This window comes from Streptomyces sp. NPDC052052, from assembly GCF_040680455.1.
Classification (GTDB): domain Bacteria; phylum Actinomycetota; class Actinomycetes; order Streptomycetales; family Streptomycetaceae; genus Streptomyces.
In genome coordinates, this window is sequence record NZ_JBFAWU010000013.1 from 39,928 (window position 1) to 60,070 (window position 20,143).

The 20,143-nt window shown below is 72.6% G+C and carries 13 protein-coding genes; 10 read left to right on the plus strand and 3 right to left on the minus strand.

Features of this window, described 5'->3' with window-relative positions; translation table 11 throughout:
• Positions 1–20: 20 nt before the first annotated feature.
• From AB0L71_RS17425 to AB0L71_RS17445, 5 genes are all read left to right on the plus strand, one after another.
• The gene (locus AB0L71_RS17425; protein ID WP_365243407.1) at positions 21–2,012 is read left to right on the plus strand and encodes a serine/threonine-protein kinase; all 1,992 of its coding nucleotides are present in this window, start codon (positions 21–23) and stop codon (positions 2,010–2,012) included.
• 182 nt (positions 2,013–2,194) lie between these two features.
• On the plus strand, positions 2,195–5,113 hold the full coding sequence (locus AB0L71_RS17430; RefSeq protein ID WP_365243409.1) for a serine/threonine protein kinase: 2,919 nt from the start codon (positions 2,195–2,197) through the stop codon (positions 5,111–5,113).
• A 156-nt stretch (positions 5,114–5,269) separates the two neighbouring features.
• Complete coding sequence (locus AB0L71_RS17435; protein ID WP_365243411.1) at positions 5,270–6,916, plus strand: serine/threonine-protein kinase; 1,647 nt, start codon at positions 5,270–5,272, stop codon at positions 6,914–6,916.
• A 143-nt stretch (positions 6,917–7,059) separates the two neighbouring features.
• A complete protein-coding gene (locus AB0L71_RS17440) occupies positions 7,060–8,688 on the plus strand; it encodes a succinic semialdehyde dehydrogenase (RefSeq protein WP_365243412.1) in 1,629 nt (542 codons plus the stop codon).
• 48 nt (positions 8,689–8,736) lie between these two features.
• Complete coding sequence (locus tag AB0L71_RS17445; protein WP_365243414.1) at positions 8,737–10,563, plus strand: GMC family oxidoreductase; 1,827 nt, start codon at positions 8,737–8,739, stop codon at positions 10,561–10,563.
• Positions 10,564–10,883: 320 nt separating this feature from the next.
• Here the strand turns inward: AB0L71_RS17445 and AB0L71_RS17450 are convergent, their stop codons facing one another.
• A complete protein-coding gene (locus AB0L71_RS17450; RefSeq protein WP_365243416.1) occupies positions 10,884–11,201 on the minus strand; it encodes a chorismate mutase in 318 nt (105 codons plus the stop codon).
• Positions 11,202–11,558: 357 nt separating this feature from the next.
• Between AB0L71_RS17450 and guaA the strand changes: the two genes are divergently transcribed.
• The 4 genes from guaA (at position 11,559) to AB0L71_RS17470 (ending at position 16,188) form a co-directional block, all read left to right on the plus strand.
• Entirely contained in the window at positions 11,559–13,154 is a 1,596-nt protein-coding gene (gene guaA, locus AB0L71_RS17455; RefSeq protein WP_365243418.1) for a glutamine-hydrolyzing GMP synthase, read from the plus strand.
• Between the two features lie 198 nt (positions 13,155–13,352).
• Positions 13,353–14,123: a class II aldolase/adducin family protein gene (locus AB0L71_RS17460; protein ID WP_365243419.1), complete on the plus strand. Its 771-nt coding sequence runs from the start codon at positions 13,353–13,355 to the stop codon at positions 14,121–14,123.
• A 114-nt stretch (positions 14,124–14,237) separates the two neighbouring features.
• Positions 14,238–15,506, plus strand: coding sequence for a hypothetical protein (locus tag AB0L71_RS17465; protein ID WP_365243421.1), 1,269 nt, complete (start codon positions 14,238–14,240; stop codon positions 15,504–15,506).
• Between the two features lie 148 nt (positions 15,507–15,654).
• On the plus strand, positions 15,655–16,188 hold the full coding sequence (locus AB0L71_RS17470) for a DoxX family protein (RefSeq protein ID WP_365243423.1): 534 nt from the start codon (positions 15,655–15,657) through the stop codon (positions 16,186–16,188).
• A 156-nt stretch (positions 16,189–16,344) separates the two neighbouring features.
• Here AB0L71_RS17470 and AB0L71_RS17475 read toward each other — a convergent pair whose 3' ends face one another.
• Positions 16,345–17,682: a PspC domain-containing protein gene (locus AB0L71_RS17475; RefSeq protein WP_365243425.1), complete on the minus strand. Its 1,338-nt coding sequence runs from the start codon at positions 17,680–17,682 to the stop codon at positions 16,345–16,347.
• 235 nt (positions 17,683–17,917) lie between these two features.
• Between AB0L71_RS17475 and AB0L71_RS17480 the strand changes: the two genes are divergently transcribed.
• Complete coding sequence (locus tag AB0L71_RS17480) at positions 17,918–18,952, plus strand: WYL domain-containing protein (protein WP_365243427.1); 1,035 nt, start codon at positions 17,918–17,920, stop codon at positions 18,950–18,952.
• Here AB0L71_RS17480 and AB0L71_RS17485 read toward each other — a convergent pair.
• Positions 18,943–19,902: an SDR family oxidoreductase gene (locus tag AB0L71_RS17485; protein ID WP_365243429.1), complete on the minus strand. Its 960-nt coding sequence runs from the start codon at positions 19,900–19,902 to the stop codon at positions 18,943–18,945. The two genes, AB0L71_RS17480 and AB0L71_RS17485, sit on opposite strands and share 10 nt — an antisense overlap.
• Positions 19,903–20,143: the final 241 nt, after the last annotated feature.

Sequence of the window (20,143 nt, forward strand, 5' to 3'; positions counted from 1 at the left end):
GTTGATCGCAGAGGGGACGCATGTCGGAGGCGGAGCAGGCACGGGAGCCCCAACGGGACAAGGACGGACGTCTCCTTGCGGGGCGGTACCGGCTCGGGGAGGTGCTCGGCCGGGGCGGAATGGGCACGGTCTGGCGTGCCGTCGACGAGACGCTGGGCCGCACGGTCGCGGTCAAGGAACTGAGGTTCCCCTCGGCCATCGACGAGGACGAGAAGCGCCGGCTCATCACACGTACGCTGCGTGAGGCGAAGGCGATCGCCAGGATCCGCAACAACGGCGCGGTGACGGTCTTCGACGTGGTCGACGAGGACGACCGGCCCTGGATCGTGATGGAGCTCATCGAGGGCAAGTCCCTTGCCGAGGTCATCCGTGAGGACGGGGTGCTGACGCCGAAGCGCGCCGCCGAGGTCGGCCTCGCCATCCTCGACGTGCTGCGATCGGCGCACCGCGAGGGCATCCTGCACCGCGATGTGAAGCCGTCCAACGTACTGATCGCGGAGGACGGCCGGGTCGTGCTGACCGACTTCGGCATCGCGCAGGTCGAGGGCGACCCGTCGGTCACCTCGACCGGCATGCTCGTCGGCGCACCCTCGTACATCTCCCCGGAGCGAGCCCGCGGGCACAAGCCGGGACCGCCGGCCGACCTGTGGTCGCTGGGCGGACTGCTGTACGCCAGCGTCGAGGGATCCCCGCCGTACGACAAGGGATCGGCCATCGCCACCCTGACCGCGGTGATGACCGAACCGCTCGATCCGCCGAAGAACGCCGGCCCGCTGGAGGAGGTCATCTACGGCCTGCTCGCCAGGGACCCCGAGCAGCGGCTCGACGACGCCGGCGCGCGCGCCCTGCTCGAAAAGGTGATCCACGCCCCCGAGAAGCCGGCCGCCGTGGTGCCCCCGCCCGCCGACGCCACCCAGGTCATGGCGCTGCCCGGGAAGACCGCCGCATCCGGCGACCGGACGGCGTCGAAGTCCGGGGAGTCCGGGGAGGGTGCGCGGGACCGGCTGCGCGGTGCGCTGCGCTCCGTGCGGAACGCCAAGGCGGCACCTGCGGCCGCGGCGGGCGGTGCCGCGGCATCGGCCGCTGTCCCGCCCCTGCCCTCGGTTCCCCCGCCCTCGGCGCCTTCGTCGGCCACTCCCTCGACGGCCTCCTCGAAACCTGCTGGTCCGTCGGCCCCGGTGAAGCCGGCCGCGGCCTCCGCCGCCGTGCCCGGGCCGCGTTCCGCCACGTCGCCGGTCACCGCACCCCGCGCGTCCCTGACGGACGTGGTGCCACGCCGCACCCTGGCGATCATCGCCGCCGCGATCGTGCTCGCCGTCATCGGCACGGTCCTCGCCCTGACGCTCGGCTCGGGCGACCAGGACGAGGCGGGCGGCGGCAAGGGCAAGGGCGGCACCCCCGCCTCGGCCGGGACACCGACGGCCGGCAGTTCCCCGGACACCGACAGCGGCAAGGGCGACGACCAGGCCGCGGACCAGGGCACGGGCCAGGACGACGATCCGGACCAGGGGTCGGACGGTTCGAAGGGCGACGACCCGGACACCGCCGACGCGCTGCCCGCCGGATACCGGACCGTCAAGAACAAGCAGTTCCACTTCACCATGGCGATGCCCAAGGGCTTCCGGCTCGACAACATCGCCGGTCGCAACTCCGGCGGCATCTACAACGTCGACGGAGGCTTTCCGCGCATCCAGGTCGACTACACCGACTCTCCGGGCGGCGACGCCGCCGCGGCCTGGAACGCGGCCAGGAGCGCCGTCGCGGCCAGCAGCAACGGCTACCACCACCTCAGCGTGAAAACCGTGAAGTACAACGGCTACCCGACCGTCGCCGACTGGCAGTTCGAGCGGACGCAGCAGGGCCAGCGGGTCCACGTGCTGAACCGGGGCTTCAAGGTCGACGCCACGCACGGCTACGCGATCATGATCAGCTGCAAGGCGAGCGAGTGGGACAGCAAGGAGTGCCGGACGCTGCGCAGTACCGCATTCGACACGTTCGAGCCCACCGACTGATCCGCGGGGGAATCGAGGCAGGAACCACCGACCCTGCCGCACGCTCGTGGCGTGCCACGTATCGTGAGAGCCTGAAGACCGTACGCAGTGGAAACGGTCGGTCAATTACACGGTAAGTGAACGCAATTGACGGACATATGCGGTCTTCGCGGCCGGGGGACAGCGCGCTCTGGGGAGGCGTCGTGGACGACTACGCGGGTCGGGTGCTCGCCGACCGCTACCGCCTTCCGCTGCCCCCGTCCGACGCGTACGAACTGGCCGAGACCCGGGCCTTCGACACCTACAGCGGGCAGGAGGTTTTGGTCCGCCAGGTGCCGTTGCCCGAAGTGGTGGACGCCGAGGTGCTCGACGGCGAGGGGACGGTCCCGGCGGCCCGGCGGGTCTCCGGGCGGGCCGTGCGGCGGCCCACGGACCCGGCGGTCCGACGCGCCATCGAGGCGGCTCAGGCGGCGGCCCAGGTCCCCGACCATCCCCGGCTGGACCAGGTCTTCGACGTGTTCGCCGAGGACGGTTCGCTCTGGATCGTGAGCGAACTCTTCCGGGCGCGCCCGCTCGCGGCCCTGCTCGCGGAGCGCCCGCTCGACCCCTTCCGGGCCGCCGAGATCGGCTCCGACGTGCTGACGGCGCTGCGGGTGGTGCACGCCCACGGCTGGACCCACCGCAACATCACCGTGCGCACGGTCCTGGTCTGCGACGACGGCCGGGTCGTGCTGACCGGTCTGGCGGCGGGGGCGGCGGAGGAGGCGCTCTGCGGCTACGTACCGACGCCCCAGCCGGACGACGACGAGTACGGAGCCGCACCGGCGTACGGAACGGACCCGGCCGGTCCGTCCGCAGCATCCGCCCACCTCCTCCCGTCGGCCCCGTCCGCCGCACCGGCCGAGGTGTCGGCCGCACGCGGCCCGGCGGCGATCGGGCCAGGCACGGCCGCCGAGGACGCGCGCGGCGAGGACGGCCCGTTCGACGACGGCCGGTCCCCTGACGCCCTGTGCCCTGATGCCGCGTCCACTGGCGCCCCGTCCCCTGGCGCCCAGTCCCCGGAGACTCCGGCCTCTGACGCCGCGCTCACCGAAGCCCCGCGTCCCGGCACCGGGTACGCCGAGGGCCGCCCCGGTGGTGCCCCGGGTGAACGGGAGGGCGTACGGCGGCCGGTGAACCCCGCGCTGCCGTCACCCGCCCCCGTGACAGCCGCACAGGCGCGGGCCGAGCGTGCCGGCGCCATCGCCGCCTACCGAGAGGGCGCCCGCGCAGCCGCCCGGGTCGGCGAGGACCGGCGCCGGGCCGAGGTGGACGGCGCGGACGGCGGCGCGAGCGGGGCGGAGAGCTCCGGCACCCTGCCGGCCCAGCGCCCCGCGCAGCTACCGGCGCAGCGCCCCGCGCAGCCACCGGCCGAGGGGCCGTCGGACCCGGACCGCGGCCCCGCGCAGCCGCCCGCCCACCCGTACCGGCCCGCCGACCACCCGTACCGGGCCGCCCCGTACGCCACGGACCCGTACGACGACGAGGACGAGGACGGCTTCGGGGACGACGACGAGGACGGCTTCGGGGACGACGGCCCGTCGGCTCCCCGGCGACTGCACCTCACCGGCACCTGGAGCGAAGGCCCCGGGGCCGGACGCCCCGTGCCCGCCGGAGGATCGGGCGAGGACGCCCTGCGGGCCGACGCCCGCCGCCACGACAACTCCCCGGCGCTGCCCGCGCACCGCCCCGAGCCGCAGCCACGACCGGGCCGCTGGGACGAGGTCGTCGCGAGCGGCCCCACCGGCCCGGCCTACCGCGGTCCGGCCACCACCCTGGCCGCCGAGCGCGCCCGGCAGACCCGGATCGCGGTCGTCGGCGCGGTCACCGAACGCTGGGCGCCCGAGCAGGCCGGACCGGTCCACGAGAACTGGCAACTGGCGCCGCCGATCGGCCCCTCCACCGACCTCTGGGCCCTGGGCGCCCTGCTCTACCGGGCCGTCCAGGGGCACGCCCCGTACCCCGAGGAGAACGCGGCCGAACTCGTCCAGATGGTGTGCGCCGAACCCCCCGCCTTCGCCGAGGAGTGCGGTCCGCTGCGTCCCGTCGTGGAGTCGCTGCTGCGCCAGGACCCCACCGAGCGGCCGGACTTCGAGGAGCTGCGGGGCTGGCTCCGTTCCCTCATCCGGTCCGCGCCGGAGCCCGGGGTCGGTCTGGACGTCGTACCCCTGCCGTCCGCCGACAGTGCCCGGCTTCCCGTCGTACGCCGCCGGGGCGAGCTGGTCCGCAGGCGCCGGGGCCGCCAGGGGGCGGCCCACGGCCGCCACCGCCACACCGGAGGGAAGGCCGGCCGCCACGACGGACCCCGCGAGGAACGGGCGCCCAGGCTGCCGCGCGAGCCCGAGGGCCCCAAGGCACTGCGTACTCCGCCCACGCGGCATGAGCAGGGCGGGCGGGCACCACGACGGCTGGGGCGGCTGCTTCTGCTGCTGATCCTGCTGGCCCTGGCCGCGGCCGTCGCCTACGCGGTGCTGTTCATGCCCAAGGCGGACAGCGAATCCGGGACCCGCTCCCCGGGCACGTCGCCGTCCGGCTCGCCCGATCCGGCAGCCGGGACATCCGGCGGGCCGTCGCCCTCACAGCCGCCGGGCGCGCAGCAGCCGCAGACCACGCGCTCCGCCGTCGCGCTCGCCCCCGGCTACACCCTGCGCAAGGACCCGGAGGGCTTCGAGATCGGGGTGCTCAAGGGATGGCAGCGCAGCCCCGCCAACGCCGACCGTCAGATCCGTTACGGCAGCGACGGCTTCAGCCTGCTGATCGTCCCCGGGCGCGACACCGTCAACGCCGCCGGCGGCGACCCGCTGGCGTACCAGGCGGACAAGGAGCTGGAGCTGCAGCCGTTCCGCGACTCCAGCTGGTCGGGGTCGAGCGGGCTGCGCCGGATCGACGTCGGCCGACAGGCCATGGCCGAGGGGCAGTTCACCTGGCAGGACGCCAACGGCCGTGAGGTGTACGCCCGTAACCTCGCGATGATCGTCGACGGCCGCTACCACGTCCTCCAGGTCATCGGGCCGGAGGATCAGCGCGACAAGGTGGGGGAGATCTACGAACAGGCCATCGCCTCCTACCGGGTGACGACCTGACGGACTGACGGACCCGCGCGGTGCCGCAGTTCCGCCGTGCCGCCGGGGCGGGGACGGAGCGACAAGCATCACAGTGCGGTCTCCGGAGCGGTGCGAGGTTCCGTGTCCCGCGTCCCCTCCGTAACCTGGCTCTCCGGAGCAACGGGGCGGGGATACGTGGATCGATCACAGGGCACACAGACGGGGCTGGTGCTGGCCGGGAGGTACCGACTCGGTGACGTCCTCGGGCGGGGCGGCATGGGCAAGGTGTGGCGCGCCCACGACGAGGTGCTGCACCGCACGGTCGCGGTCAAGGAACTGACCGCCGGACTGCACGTCGCCGAGGCCGACCGGATCGTGCTGCACGCCCGTACGCAGAAGGAGGCCCGCGCGGCCGCCCGGATCACGCACCCGGGTGTGGTCACCGTCCATGACGTGATCGAGTACGACGACCGGCCCTGGATCGTGATGCAGTACGTCGACGGTCCGTCACTCGCCGACCGGGCCAGGGAGTTCGGCGAGATCGAGCCGCGCGAGGCCGCCAGGATCGGCCTCCATGTGCTGGGTGCCCTGAGCGCCGCACACGGCGTGGGGGTTCTGCACCGGGACGTGAAGCCCGGCAACGTCCTGCTCGCCGCCGACGGCCGGGTGCTTCTCACCGACTTCGGGATCGCGGCGATCGAGGGCGACTCCACCATCACCAGGACCGGTGAACTGGTCGGATCCATCGAGTACCTGGCGCCGGAACGGGTACGCGGCAGCGATCCCGGCCCCGCGTCCGACCTGTGGTCGCTCGGCGCCACGCTCTACACCGTGGTCGAGGGTCGCTCACCGTTCCGCCGCACCTCCCCGATCTCCACCATGCAGGCCGTCGTCACCGAGGAGTTGCCGCCGCCCCGCCGGGCGGGCGCCCTGGCCCCCGTGATCACCGCGCTGCTGCACAAGGACCCCGACGGCCGGCCCTCCGCGGCGGAGACGGAGCGGATGCTGCTGGAGGCCATGGAGGGGCGTGCGCCCCGGGCCGCGCAGGCGTTCGTACCGACCCAGCGCTTCCCCGAGGAGACGCTGCACACGCCGGGTCCGGACGGCGCGTCCGGGACGGCCCGGCTGCCGCGCCCGGCCGACGGCTCCGGGGCCGGCCCGGTGCCGTCCCCGGTGAAGCGGCGCCGCCGGTCCCGTTGGCGTACGGCGGTCCTGGTCGCCGCCGCAGCGGTGCTGGTCGGGGGCGGCGCGGGGTTCGCCGCGCTGACGTACGGGGACCGCACGGACAGCTCCTCCGGGAGTTCCGGACCGGTCCCGCAGGCGACCGCCCACCGTGAGAGCCCCCCTGCGTCGGCCTCGGCGAAACCCGATGCGCCGAGCAAGGGCATACCCGAGGGCTGGCACCGGGTGGACGACCCCGAGGGCTTCAGCCTGATCGTGCCCGACGGCTGGGTGCGCCGGACGGACGACAACCGCATCAGCTACACCCCGGACAACGGTGTGCACTATCTCCAGATCGACATCGACCCCGAGCCCGACTTCGAGAACCCGTACCAGCACATGCAGAACCTGGAGAAGCAACTCGTCGAACGGCTGCCCGGGTACCGGCGCACGACGCTGCGCGCCACGGTCTACCGCGACCGGGAGAGCTCGCTCTGGGAGTTCGGCTGGACCGAGACCAAGACCCACCCGGGCCCGCGCCGCGCGGTCGACCAGATGTACTACGAGGACGCGGACGGCCCCGAGTACGCCTTGTACATGACGGGTCCGGCGTCGGACTGGGACACCACCCGCAAGCAGTTCGACACGATGCTGCGCGGCTGGCGCGCGCCCGGCGACTGAGGGGGCCGCCGGACCGTGCCGGCGATCGCAGGGGTCCTGATCAGGGGCTTTGTTGCCAGTGATCACTGGCTTGTTCGTGACGGCTGCGAAAACCCGTTACTCACGGGTACCGAAACCGTGCGACGGGACGTACTCTCGCCCTCATGACGGACTCGCAGGCCTCCACGTCCACCGCCGCAGCCGCAGTCGGCACCAACCCCGTGGCCCCCACCCCCGCGGGCGTGCGCACGGCCGCCGATGTGGTGACACCCGAGCTGGTCGCCCGGCTGACGCGCGGCGTGATCGGCGACGGCCGGACGGCCAACCACACCCCCTTCACCGGGGAGAAGCTGGCCGACCTGCCCGAGGCCACCCCCGAGGACGTGGCGACGGCCTTCGAGCGGGCCCGTGCCGCCCAGCCGTCCTGGGCCGCGACCCCCGTCCGGACCAGGGCCGCGGTCCTGCTCCGCTTCCACGACCTGGTCCTCAGCCGCCAGGCCGAGGTGCTCGACCTCATCCAGCTGGAGACCGGCAAGGCCCGGCTGCACGCCAACGAGGAGGTCCAGGCCGTCGCCGTCGCGGCCCGCCACTACGGGCGCAGGGCCGGTGCCTATCTGAAGCCGAAGCGGCACACCGGAGTCGTACCGACCCTCACCAAGGTCACCGAGCTGCGCCAGCCACGGGGCGTGATCGGCCAGATCGCGCCGTGGAACTACCCGCTGGAACTCTCCGTGGGCGATGCGCTGCCCGCGTTCGTCGCCGGCAACGCCGTCGTGATGAAGCCCGACACGGAGACCGCGCTGACCGCGCTGTGGGCCCGTGACCTGCTGATCGAGGCCGGGCTGCCCGCCGAGGTGTTCCAGGTGGTCCTCGGGGACGGTCCGGTCGTCGGCCCCGAGGTCGTCAAGCACGCCGACTACGTCTCGTTCACCGGCTCCACCCGGACCGGCCGCGAGGTCGCGCAGGGTGCGGCGGCCCGGCTCGTGGGCGTCTCGCTGGAGCTCGGTGGCAAGAACGCCATGCTGGTCCTCGCGGACGCCGACGTGGAGAAGGCCGCCGCCGGCGCCGTCCGCGCCTGCTTCTCCTCGGCCGGCCAGCTCTGCATCTCCATCGAGCGGCTGTACGTCCACGAGTCGATCGCCGACGACTTCGTGGCCCGCTTCGCCGCCCGCACGAAGGCCATGCGGCTGGGCAGCGCCCTCGCCTACGGTGCCGACATGGGCTCGCTGGTCGGCGAGCGCCAGCTGGAGACCGTCACCCGGCACGTCGAGGAGGCCGTCGAGAAGGGGGCCCGGCTCGTCGCCGGGGGTGTCGCCCGCCCCGACATCGGCCCGCTCTTCTACGAGCCGACCATCCTCGACGGCGTCGAGGCGCCGATGGCCGTCTGCGCCGAGGAGACCTTCGGCCCGGTCGTCTCCCTCTACCGCTTCACCGACGAGGACGAGGTCGTCGCCCTCGCCAACGCCACCCCGTACGGCCTGAATTCGAGTGTCTGGACCAAGGACTCCAAGCGTGGCCATCGGGTCGCCGCCCGGCTGCGGACCGGCACGGTGAACATCAACGAGGGGTACGCCCCCGCGTACGGCAGCGTGCAGTCCCCGATGGGCGGCATGAAGGACTCCGGGCTCGGCCGCCGGCACGGTTCCGAGGGCATCCTGAAGTACACCGAGGCGCAGACCGTCGCCCAGCAGCGGCTGATTCCGCTCGCCCCGTCCTTCGGCATGGACGACGAGAAGTACGCGGCGTTCATGACCCGCAGCCTGAAGGTGATGAAGGCGCTCCGCCTGCGCTGAACCCCGTACCACCGCAGTACGTCCCTCCCTTCCGTACCGAGGAGAGCCATGTCCCAGGACAGTCCTGCCCAGAATCCGGCCGAGGCGGCTGAGAAGACCGATGACGATGCCGCGTACGACTACGACGTCCTGGTCGTCGGCTCGGGCTTCGGCGGCGCGGTGTCGGCCCTGCGGCTGACCGAGAAGGGGTACCGGGTCGGGGTCCTGGAGGCGGGCCGCCGCTTCGCGGCCGGCACCCTGCCCAAGAACTCCTGGGACATCAGGAACTACCTGTGGGCCCCGGCCCTGGGCCTGTTCGGCATCCAGCGGGTGCATCTGCTCGGCAAGGTGATGGTGCTGGCGGGCGCTGGCGTCGGCGGCGGCTCCCTCAACTACGCCAACACGCTGTACGTGCCGCCCGCGCCCTTCTTCGAGGACCGCCAGTGGGCCGGCATCACCGACTGGCGGGACGAACTGGCGCCGTACTACGAGCAGGCGAAGCGGATGCTCGGTGTCCGGCTCAACCCGACCAGGACCCCCGCCGACGTCCACCTCCACGCGGCCGCCCAGGCGATGGGCATCGGCGACACCTTCCACCTCGCCCCGGTCGGCGTCTTCTTCGGCGACGGCGAGGACGCCGACGGCACGGCGCGGACGAAGCCCGGCGGCACCGTCGCCGACCCCTACTTCGGCGGCGCCGGCCCCGCCCGCAGGGCCTGCACCGAATGCGGCGAATGCATGACCGGCTGCCGCCACGGCGCCAAGAACACCCTCAACGAGAACTATCTGTACCTGGCCGAGACGGCCGGCGCCGTCATCCACCCGATGACGTCCGTCGTCGCGATCACGGACGACCCGGAGGGCGGCTACCGCGTCAGCACCGTCCCGACCGACCGCCGCCGCAAGACCGGGCCGACCAGGATGCGCGCCCGCAAGGTCGTGGTGGCGGCGGGCACCTACGGGACGCAGTCCCTGCTGCACACCATGAAGGACCGGGGCCTGCTGCCCAGGATCTCGTCGAGGCTCGGCGAGCTGACCCGGACCAACTCCGAGGGGCTGGTGGGCGCGCAGACCAGCAACCGCCGCTACCGCCAGAAGCACGGCACCAAGCCCGACTTCACCCGCGGCGTCGCCATCACCTCGTCCGTCCACCCCGACGAGAACACCCACATCGAACCCGTCCGGTACGGCAAGGGCTCCAACGCCATGGGCTCGCTGACCGTCCTCCAGGTCCCGTACCACTCACACCGGGTGCTGGGCTGGCTGCGCAACGTGGCCCGGCACCCGGTGCTCGCCGTGCGCCAGCTGTCCAACTGGCACTGGTCCGAGCGGACGATCATCGGGCTCGTCATGCAGTCGGTGGACAACTCCCTGACCGCGTACCGCAAGCCGAAGGGCATCGGCAAGGGGCTGCTCACCGCGCGGCAGGGGCACGGCGCGCCCAACCCGACCCAGATCGCGGAGGCGACCCGGGCGGCCACCCTGCTCGCCGAGGAGATCCACGGCATTCCGGGTTCGAACATAGGTGAGCTGATAGGCACCCCGCTCACCGCGCACTTCCTCGGCGGCTGCGCCATCGGCGCGAGCGCCGAGGAGGGCGTCATCGACCCGTACCACCGGCTCTACGGACACCCCGGCATCTCGGTGGTCGACGGCTCGGCGGTCTCCGCGAACCTCGGCGTCAACCCGTCGCTCACCATCACCGCCCAGGCCGAGCGCGCGATGTCGTTCTGGCCCAACAAGGGCGAGGCGGACCCGCGGCCCGCGCAGGGCGAGGCGTACACCCGCCTGGCCGCGGTCGAGCCGCAGGCCCCGGCGGTGCCGAAGGAGGCCTTCGGTGCGCTGAGGCTGCCGTTCCTCGGGATGCCGACCGTCCCGCCGAAGGAAAAGCCGTAGCGGCGGCGGCAGCCGCGCACATCGGCGCAGCGGAAGCAGCGGCGGAAACGGCCGGCTCCGGGCGTCCCCGGAGCCGGCCGTTCTCGGGGTGACCGGGCTGCTGTCCCCTGCCGACCGGTCACACACGCTGGGACGCGGTCCCACGACGCACCTGCAGTACGTCACGCGCTCCAGCGGAGCCACGCGTGGTTTCCTTCCAGAGCCGCCCCTGGCTGGCACGGACACCGGGACCAACGAAGCCGCGGCGGAGCCGGTCACGCGCCGTACGGGTGAGAGCCCGCCCGAACTGGGATACGCCCCGGCCCCCTGCCCGCGGGGCGTCAGGCCCGGCCCCGGCAGAGTTCCAGCAGCGTCATGGCGAGAGAGGTGCCGGGCTTGCCGAGCGCGTCCCGGTACTGGCCGAGGATCTCCATCTCGCGGGAGAGGTTGATCCGGCGCCCGCCGGAGGTGATCCGGGCCTCCTGGATGACCGTGGAGACGGCCATCCGCTCCTGGACGAGACCGATGATCCGGTCGTCGAGGGCGTCGATGCGCAACCGCGCGTCACTGATCAGCGCGGCGGCGTCATCGGTGTGTGCGCCGGTCTTCTCGGTGGCGGTCTTCTCGGCGGCGGTCTTCGTCGCGGTGGTGCTGGTCATGGAGGTGACTCCTCGTGGGCCGGGGCCCCCGAGACCGTCCGGCCCGGAACGACAGAACGCCCCGGGCCTTTCGGCCCGGGGCGCCTGGAACGTTGCTTGTCAGTGGATCAAGCAGCACGACCATGGCAGCCGGCGGGCCGGATGCCATAGGTAAAGACGGAGGTCGTGTGCTGACGCATGTCCTCAGTATGGCCCGGCCGCGGCGGGCCCACCAACACCGGGCCGGATGCTGAGACGGCTGCGGCGACGGAGACGATCATGGCTCGCGGCCCCCGGTCCGGGCGGGACCGCGGCTGTCTGCCCGACCCCGGTAGAATCGAGAGAACCGACCCCCTTTCACCGCCGGAAGGCCGCCCCGTGCCAGCAGTACCCCCCGCCGCCCCCGACAGCGCGACCGACGTGGTCCTCGTTGTCGACTTCGGCGCGCAGTACGCCCAGCTCATCGCCCGACGCGTCCGTGAGGCCCGGGTCTACAGCGAGATCGTCCCGTCCACGATGCCGGTGGCCGAGATGCTGGCCAAGAAGCCCCGGGCGATCATCCTGTCCGGCGGCCCCTCCTCGGTGTACGCCGAGGGCGCGCCCTCCCTCGACCGCTCGCTGTTCGAAGCCGGCGTCCCGGTCTTCGGCATGTGCTACGGCTTCCAGCTGATGGCCACCACGCTCGGCGGCACCGTCGACGACAACGGTGCCCGTGAGTACGGCCGCACCCCGCTCCTCGTCTCCAAGACCGGCTCCACGCTCTTCGAGGGCACCCCCGCCGAGCAGTCGGTCTGGATGTCGCACGGCGACGCCTGCTCCGCGGCCCCCGAGGGCTTCACCGTCACCGCGTCCACCGACGTCGTACCGGTCGCCGCCTTCGAGAACGACGAGAAGAAGCTCTACGGCGTCCAGTACCACCCCGAGGTCCTGCACTCCACGCACGGCCAGCAGGTCCTGGAGCACTTCCTCTACCGCGGTGCCGGGATCGAGCCGACCTGGACCACGACCAATGTGGTCGAGGAGCAGATCGCGCTGATCCGCGAGCAGGTCGGTACCAAGCGCGCCATCTGCGGCCTGTCCGGCGGTGTGGACTCCGCGGTCGCCGCGGCCCTCGTGCAGAAGGCCATCGGCTCCCAGCTGACCTGCGTGTACGTCGACCACGGTCTGATGCGCAAGGGCGAGAGCGAGCAGGTGGAGAAGGACTTCGTCGCCTCCACCGGCGTCCAGCTGAAGGTCGTCGACGCCGAGGAGCGGTTCCTGACCGCCCTGGCCGGGGTGTCCGACCCCGAGCAGAAGCGCAAGATCATCGGCCGGGAGTTCATCCGCGTCTTCGAGCAGGCCCAGGCCGAGATCGTCGCCGAGGGTGCCGCCGACGGCGAGGAGGTCGCCTTCCTCGTCCAGGGCACGCTCTACCCGGACGTCGTCGAGTCCGGCGGCGGCACCGGCACCGCCAACATCAAGTCGCACCACAACGTCGGCGGTCTCCCCGACGACATCGAGTTCCAGCTCGTCGAGCCGCTGCGCCAGCTGTTCAAGGACGAGGTCCGGATGGTCGGCCAGGAGCTCGGCCTGCCGGACGAGATCGTCCAGCGCCAGCCGTTCCCCGGCCCCGGCCTCGGCATCCGTATCGTCGGCGAGGTCACCAAGGAGCGGCTCGACCTGCTCCGTGAGGCCGACGCCATCGCCCGCGAGGAGCTGACGGCGGCAGACCTGGACCGGGAGATCTGGCAGTGCCCGGTGGTCCTGCTCGCCGATGTCCGCTCGGTCGGCGTCCAGGGCGACGGCCGTACCTACGGCCACCCGATCGTGCTGCGCCCGGTGTCCTCCGAGGACGCCATGACAGCCGACTGGTCGCGCCTGCCGTACGAGACCCTCGCCAGGATCTCGACCCGTATCACCAACGAGGTGGCCGACGTCAACCGCGTCGTGCTCGACGTGACGAGCAAGCCGCCGGGCACCATCGAGTGGGAGTGACCGTCCCGACGGGCCCTGCCTGACTTCCGGTCGACGCCGATGCCGTCGCTCGTCCCCGAGCGGCGGCATCGGCGCGTATCCGGCCTGCCGCCCCGCGCCGGAACCCGCCTCGAATCGGGTCCCTCATGCCTCTGGTCACCTGTGGCGACCGGCGGTAACTTCCGACTCCGTACGCCCTGGGAGCCCCGAGGAGTCGCCATGCCCGAGCCCACACCCGTACCCGTGGACCAGCTCCACTTCGCGATGCCGCCCGTCCACGACTCGGTGGAGGACGAGCGCGCCCACCGCAAGGAGCGGCTGGCCGGGGCGCTCCGGCTGTTCGGGGAGTACGGCTACGAGGACGGAGTGTCCGGTCACATCACCGCGCGGGACCCGGAGTTCACCCAGTGCTTCTGGGTCAACCCGTTCGGGCTCCCCTTCGACGGCCTCACGCCGGACGAGCTGATCCTGGTCAACGGGGAGGGGCAGGTCGTCGAGGGGCGCCACCACGTCAACCAGGCGGCGTTCGCCGTCCACGCCCAGGTGCACCGGGCCCGCCCGGACGTCGTCGCCGTCGCGCACACCCACTCCGTGCACGGGCGGGCGCTGTCCGCGCTCGGCGAGCTCATCGAGCCGATCACCCAGGAATCCTGTGCCTTCTACGAGGACCACGTCCTGTACGACGCGTACACCGGGGTCGTTGTGGACGAGGAGGAGGGAGGCAGGATCGCTGCCGCGCTCGGCGGTCACAAGGCGATCGTGCTGCGCAACCACGGGCTGCTGACGGTCGGCGACTCGGTGGACGCGGCCGCCTGGTGGTTCATCGCCCTGGAGCGCTCCTGCCAGGTCCAGCTGGCCGCACGGGCGGCCGGAAAGCCGGTGCCGATCGGGCACCGGGACGCGGTCGCCACCCGTGACCAGCTCGGCAGCGACCTGGTCGCCTGGATCAACTACCAGCCGCTGTGGCGCCGGATCAGTCGCACATTCTGACGAAGAGGTGACGACAGGCTGCCCCGATGCGGGTCCGGGCCCTTCTGTGCGGCACAATTCGCTGCAATCGCAGTCGAGTTGGCTGAACCAGGACGTGAAAGGGCGGCGTTCCCCGTGGCGTTGGACGAGGTGAGGACGGGCAGTACGCACCATGGCGGCTGCACGTGCGGCGACTGCCCGCACGGGGCGCACGAGGGGCACCGGCGTGCGGTCGCCGCCTTCCTGGCCCAGCGGGACGAACTCGCCGCGGGCCAGGGGCTGCCGGCCGGGGTCGCCCGGTCCGTCTCCGCGACCCGGCAGTGGGTCTCGGACGAACTGACCCAGTCCGCCAGGACCGTCGCCGAACGGGGCCGGGAGGCGGGCGACGCCTGGCTGTACCGCGTGTGGCGGCGCACCCTCGTCGCGGTGTGGGGGAGCTTCGCCGTGCTGGTCGTCGCCGAGTCCGCCACCGCCATCGGCGCGGGCTGGACCAACGCCCGTACCGCGGGACTGCTCGCCGGACTTGTCACCGCGGCCCTGCTCACCTGCGCCGCCCAGGTCCACCGGGCCCGCGGCGGCCTCCTCGCCCCGGTGATCGGCGAGGACAACCGGCTCTCCACCTCACGGGCGGTCGCCGCGTCCTGGGTGCTGCTCGCGGTCTTCTCGGTCCTGGTGCTGGCGCTCCAGCTGGCCGGCGCCTCCGGCCACGCGGAGCGCGACGAACTGATCGAGGGCCTGGACCTGGCCAGGGGCGCCGGGATGGTGACCGTGCTGGCACTGGTGTGCGCCATTGCCGTGGTCGTACGCCGGGTGGTGACCGTACGAGCCCTGGCGGGGCGGCTGCAGAAGCTACGGGCCGCCCGTCCGCGCGCCGCCGATCTGCTCACCGACGACTCCGGGCGGGGCAGCTTCACCGATGTGCAGTACGTGCTGGTGAGCACCGTCGCCGTGCTGTTCGCCGCGGTCCGCCTCGCCCGCAGGCCCGAGCAGCTGCCCGACCTGCCCTGGGGCCTGGCGCTGCTGGTCACCGTCTCGGCGCTCGCCTACGTCGCCGGGAAGTACGCGGACGGTGGCCGCCCGGTGGTGCTCTCCGTGGTCCGGGCCAGGGAGGCCGGGGACCTGGACACGTCGATCCGTACCGGCGACGACATCGAGATCCGCGGTGCGGGGTTCGTGCCGCCCGGCGCCGGGGCACCCGACCGGCTGGCCCAGGTGGTCGTCCGGATCGGCCGGGTCCATGTGCACGCCCCGCTCGTCCCCGTCACCGGCGGCTTCGCCAACCCGACCGACACCCTGCTCACCGTGCCGGTGCCGGTGGAGGTGGAACCCGGACTGGTGGAGGTGCAGGTCGTGACCGCCGCCGGGGTGGAGACGAACCGGGTCGAGATCGATGTGACGGACTGACCGGCCGGACCCGTGCCGTCCGCGGGACCGCGGACAGCGCCGACCGGCCGGGTGGCGTTGCCCGCCGACCGGACCACCCACCGGGTGCGAAGTCCGTGCACCACGTACGTATGGTCTGTCGAGGGTCTACGGAAGGCGGTGCGGCCACATGCAGGATTTCAGCACGAACGTGCGCGGTCTGGGCGACACGAACGTACGCGGACTGGGCAGACAGAGGGGGATCAGGGAGCTGGCGCGGGAGCACGCCCTGCTGCCGCTGCGGATCTTCCTCGGAGTCACCTTCGTCTACGCGGGGATCAACAAGCTGACGGACCGTTCCTTCTTCCACGCGAGCGGCACCGGATCCCTCGGCGAGACGCTGCACGCGGTACGCGACTCGGCGGCGGTCCCGGCCCTCGTCGACCTCGCCCTGAAGAACCCCGGCGCCTTCGGGTACGCCATCGCCCTCGGTGAACTCGCCGTCGGCATCGGCACCCTCCTCGGGCTGTGGGCGCGGCTCGCCGCATTCGGCGGGGCGCTGATCTCGCTGAGCCTGTGGCTGACCATGAGCTGGCAGGCCGATCCGTACTACCTGGGCAACGACCTGGCCTACCTCGTCGCCTGGCTGCCGCTGCTGCTGGCCGGGGCGGCGGCGTTCTCCGTGGACGCCCTTCTCGCGTCACGGCGGCGACGGATCCTGTAGTTCGCCCAGGTCACGGTGGCGGCCAGCCAGAGGCCGCCGAAGAAGAGCGGGAAGAAGAAGACCCATGGGGCGTCCCAGATTCCCGCCGCGTCCGCCCCGTACCCCACTGCCAGCGCGAGCATGACGACACCCGCCACCGCACGCCCCGGACGGATCTCATGACGCAGCACGGGTGACCTCCACCTGTCCGATGCCGACTTCGAGAGTGAGCTCGACCGTGCCGGCCGGCTTGCCGCCCGGCACCGGGGCGAGCGTGGTGCGCTCGTGCCGTGACGGATTGACGTCCACGTCGTTCACCCGGTCCGCCGACGCCTCGCCCGACCGGCCGACCGGCAGGGTGATGTCGCCGAGGCCCGCCCGCGCATCCACCGTCACCGTCACCGTCTCCGGGACGACGACGACCGCGCGCCCCGCGCCGACCTTCACCCCGGTCCGCACGGTGTCGCCCCGGGGAACCGTGATCCCGCTGAGGTCCAGCCGCGCCACCCCCGAACCCAGGGCGTAGTGCGGCTGGACCGCGGCCACCGAGGCCGGCCGCCAGCCCTTGCGCACCCACTGGGTGGTGATGTCGTCCGGCAGCGTGGACGCCCCCGCCAGCAGGGCGGCCGTGAGCACGGACAGCATGACCGTGCCGAAGCCGGTCCGGCCGACGAACGCACTGACCAGCATCCCGAGCCCGAACACCGCGAGCGCGCAGGCCAGACCGATCTGCAGACTCGTCCCCAGCGGCCGCGAGTCCCATCCCAGTCCGGCCCCCAGGCTGCCCGCGATCAGCGCGCACACGAACACGAGACCACCGATCGACACCGGCCCCCTGGTCCCGGCCTCCTGCCGGGGCGCACGGAACGGGTCCTGGGCTGTCGCTCCCCGAGGGCGCGCCGTCCGGCCGTCGGGCGCCGCATCCGGCGGACCCCACAGATAGCCGGGACCCACCGGCCCCGACGTGCCGTCCTTGACGATCGGATCCCGCCACCACGAGGGACTGCTCGGCGTCGGCGGGGCCTTCACCTCGGGCGGCGCGTCCACCACGGCCTGCGCGGCGGACGGACGCGACGGGTCCTCGGGCGCCGCCGTCCTGCGGTTCCGCGTCCAGACGGCGAAGCCGACGACCGCGAGCGACAGCATCGCGGAGAACGCCAGCGTGCCCCCGTTGCTCAGCATCGAGAGGAACAGGCCGCAGCCGATCAGTGCGAACAGCACCGCGATCAGCGAGGCCCCCTCGACACGGCCGGACAGCAGTCGGCGTACCTCGTTCTCGTCCTCGCCCTCCAACGGGATCAGCAGCCAGGCGAAGCCGTAGAAGATCAGCCCGATGCCACCGGTGACGGACAGCACACCGAGCACGATCCGGAAGATCACCGGATCGACGTCGCAGTACCGGCCGAGCGCGTCGCACACACCGGCCACGACCTTGTGGCGCGGGCTGCGCCGCAGCCGCGGCCCCGGCACGGAGGGCGGTGCGACACCGGGGGAGGTGTCCTGGGGAACGGTCATGGCTCCATGGTGACGGGCCGGGCACTGCTCCGGGACCGGCGCCGACCCTGGCCGATCCCTGATATTGCCCCGACGGTTCCCCGACGCCTCCCGAGGCGACCGGGTCCGACAGCGGGTGCGGCAGTGCTCCACCGCGTTCGGGTGTGAGCAGTCGAGAGGTACAGGAAACCCCGGACCTCGTCCCGTAGGCAGCCGGAGGCCGTTGCCGGAGCACCGGGTCCGCGATCCTTGAGTCATGCGTGCCGCCCGCCTGATCCGCATGGCCCTCCTCGTCCAGTCGAGCCCCGGTCTGACCGCTGGCGCCCTTGCCCGTGAGCTGGACGTTTCCAAACGCACGGTGATCCGCGACGCCCAGGCTCTGCAGGAGGCGGGCGTTCCCATCCGGTCCGAGCACGGCCGCACGGGCGGCTATCACCTGGCACCGGGCCACCGGACCCGGCTCACGACGCTCCATCCCACCGAGGCAGAGACGCTCTATCTTTCCGGCCTGCCCACGGCCCTGCGTGATCTCGGGCTGTCGGGCGCGGCGGACACGGCCCGGCTGAAGCTGTCGGCCACCCTGCTCCCGTCGTTGCGGGCGGCGGCCGAGTCGTCCGTGCGCCGCTTCCACCTCGACGCCCCGGCCTGGTTCCGCGAGCCGTCGGCACCGGAGTTGCTGCCGGAGCTGGCCCGCGCCGTGTGGTCCGACCGCACGGTCGAGCTGGCCTACGCGCGACCGGGCCGGGACGGCACGCCGCCCCGCACGGTCACCCGCCTGCTGGAGCCGTACGGCCTCGTCCTGAAAGCGGGGGTGTGGTACGTCGTAGGCCGTGTGCCCGGAGAAGGGACGGGCCGGGACGGCGCATGGCGTACCTACCGCGTCGACCGCGTCACGGCGCTCTCCCTTGCTCCCGGCGCCGACGAACCCTTCGTCCGCGACCCGTCCTTCGACCTGGCCGCGCACTGGCAGGACCACGCCGCCGGGTTCGCCCGGGCACTGCTGCGCACGACCGTCACCGTGCGCCTGACCGAGTGCGGCCTGCTCCGCCTGCCGGCTGTGGCGGACCCGGCCGGGGCCGGCGAGGCGCTGGCGTCGGCGACCGCGCCGGACGCCGCCGGACGAGTCACGCTCGACCTGCCGGTGGAGTCGGAGGACGTCGCCTTCGCCCAGCTGACCGGGCTCGGCGCGGACGTGGAGGTGCTGGCCCCGGAGAGCCTGCGTGCCCGCTTCCGCGAGCACGCGCGGGGCCTCGCCACCCTGTACGGTCCGGAGCTGGGTAATCAGCGGTAGTCGTCCGGCGAGCCGTCCTTCCCGCCGTACCTGACGTCCTCGAAGTACCCCCAGGCATCCGGCTGGCTGCCGTCCACATCCCGTACCCCGTAGGTCCTGGCGAGCTCCGCACTGGAGGTGGACTTCCCGTTCCAGCGGACCGCCCGGTCCGGGTCGGCGGCGAGCGCGGCGACCGCGCGGGCGAGGTAGTACGGCGACTCGGCGATGGCGAAGTCCGGTTCCTGGGCGACGGCGTCACGCCAGTTCTCCTCGGTCACGCCGAAATGGGTGAGCATCTGTTCCGAGCGCAGGAAGCCCGGCGTGACGGCGACCGCCGTGCCCCCGTACTCGGCCAGTTCCTCACCCAGTCCGAAGGCGATCCGGATCGGAGCGTTCTTCGCGAGGTCGTAGTAGAGGTTCTCGCGGTAACGGCGATTCGAGACCGCCGTGCCGTCGGTGACCTCCACATGCAGCGGCGCGTCCGAGCGGATCAGCAGCGGGAGGGCGAGTGCCGCGGTGATCACATGTGAGCGCACCCCGAGTTCCAGGATGCGCAGACCGTCGGCGAGCGGTGTCTCCCAACTCTTCTTGCCGAAGACGGAGTCGACGAGCAGGTGCTCGCCACCCCAGAGATCGTTGACGAGGATGTCGAGCCGCTCCTGTTCGCGGTCGATCCGCTCGACGAGGGCGCGTACCCGGTCCGCGTCCAGATGATCGGTAGGGACGGCGATGCCGGTACCGCCGGCCGCTGTGACCAGCTCAGCGGTCTCCTCGATGGTCTCCGTGATCCGGCCGACCTCGCTGGCGTGCTTCCGGGTGGTGCGGCCGGTGACGTAGACCGTGGCGCCGGCGCGGCCGAGTTCGACGGCGAGGGCACGTCCGGCGCCACGGGTGGCTCCGGCGACGAGCGCTGTCCGGCCGGCGAGCGAGCCCACCCGGCCGATGTGCTGGGTGCTGATGTCCTTGTCCATGCCACCACGGTGCACGCCAAAGGTGACAGAGCGCGTCACCATTTTTTTCGGGGTGCTCCCGCGCGCTCTGCCGAGGCGCAGCCCCGTCCCGCGGGCCGACACCGGCCGCCCGGCTCATTGGCGGCCTTGGGGCTCACCTCGGCTGGGCAGCGCGAACGGATAACACGTCCCCTGCCGCACTCTCAGGGTCCGGTCGGGGGCGGACCCTGATGCCGTCACGCGTACGGACATGTGACGATCG

What these genes read in the sequence shown, in the direction of transcription:
- AB0L71_RS17470 (WP_365243423.1), top strand. Translation starts at nt 15,655, where the DNA reads ATGCAGGATTTCAGCACGAACGTGCGCGGTCTGGGCGACACGAACGTA.
- AB0L71_RS17425 (WP_365243407.1), top strand. Translation starts at nt 21, where the DNA reads ATGTCGGAGGCGGAGCAGGCACGGGAGCCCCAACGGGACAAGGACGGA.
- AB0L71_RS17440 (WP_365243412.1), top strand. Translation starts at nt 7,060, where the DNA reads ATGACGGACTCGCAGGCCTCCACGTCCACCGCCGCAGCCGCAGTCGGC.
- AB0L71_RS17485 (WP_365243429.1), bottom strand. Translation starts at nt 19,902, where the DNA reads ATGGACAAGGACATCAGCACCCAGCACATCGGCCGGGTGGGCTCGCTC.
- AB0L71_RS17475 (WP_365243425.1), bottom strand. Translation starts at nt 17,682, where the DNA reads ATGACCGTTCCCCAGGACACCTCCCCCGGTGTCGCACCGCCCTCCGTG.
- AB0L71_RS17460 (WP_365243419.1), top strand. Translation starts at nt 13,353, where the DNA reads ATGCCCGAGCCCACACCCGTACCCGTGGACCAGCTCCACTTCGCGATG.
- AB0L71_RS17445 (WP_365243414.1), top strand. Translation starts at nt 8,737, where the DNA reads ATGTCCCAGGACAGTCCTGCCCAGAATCCGGCCGAGGCGGCTGAGAAG.
- AB0L71_RS17480 (WP_365243427.1), top strand. Translation starts at nt 17,918, where the DNA reads ATGCGTGCCGCCCGCCTGATCCGCATGGCCCTCCTCGTCCAGTCGAGC.
- AB0L71_RS17450 (WP_365243416.1), bottom strand. Translation starts at nt 11,201, where the DNA reads ATGACCAGCACCACCGCGACGAAGACCGCCGCCGAGAAGACCGCCACC.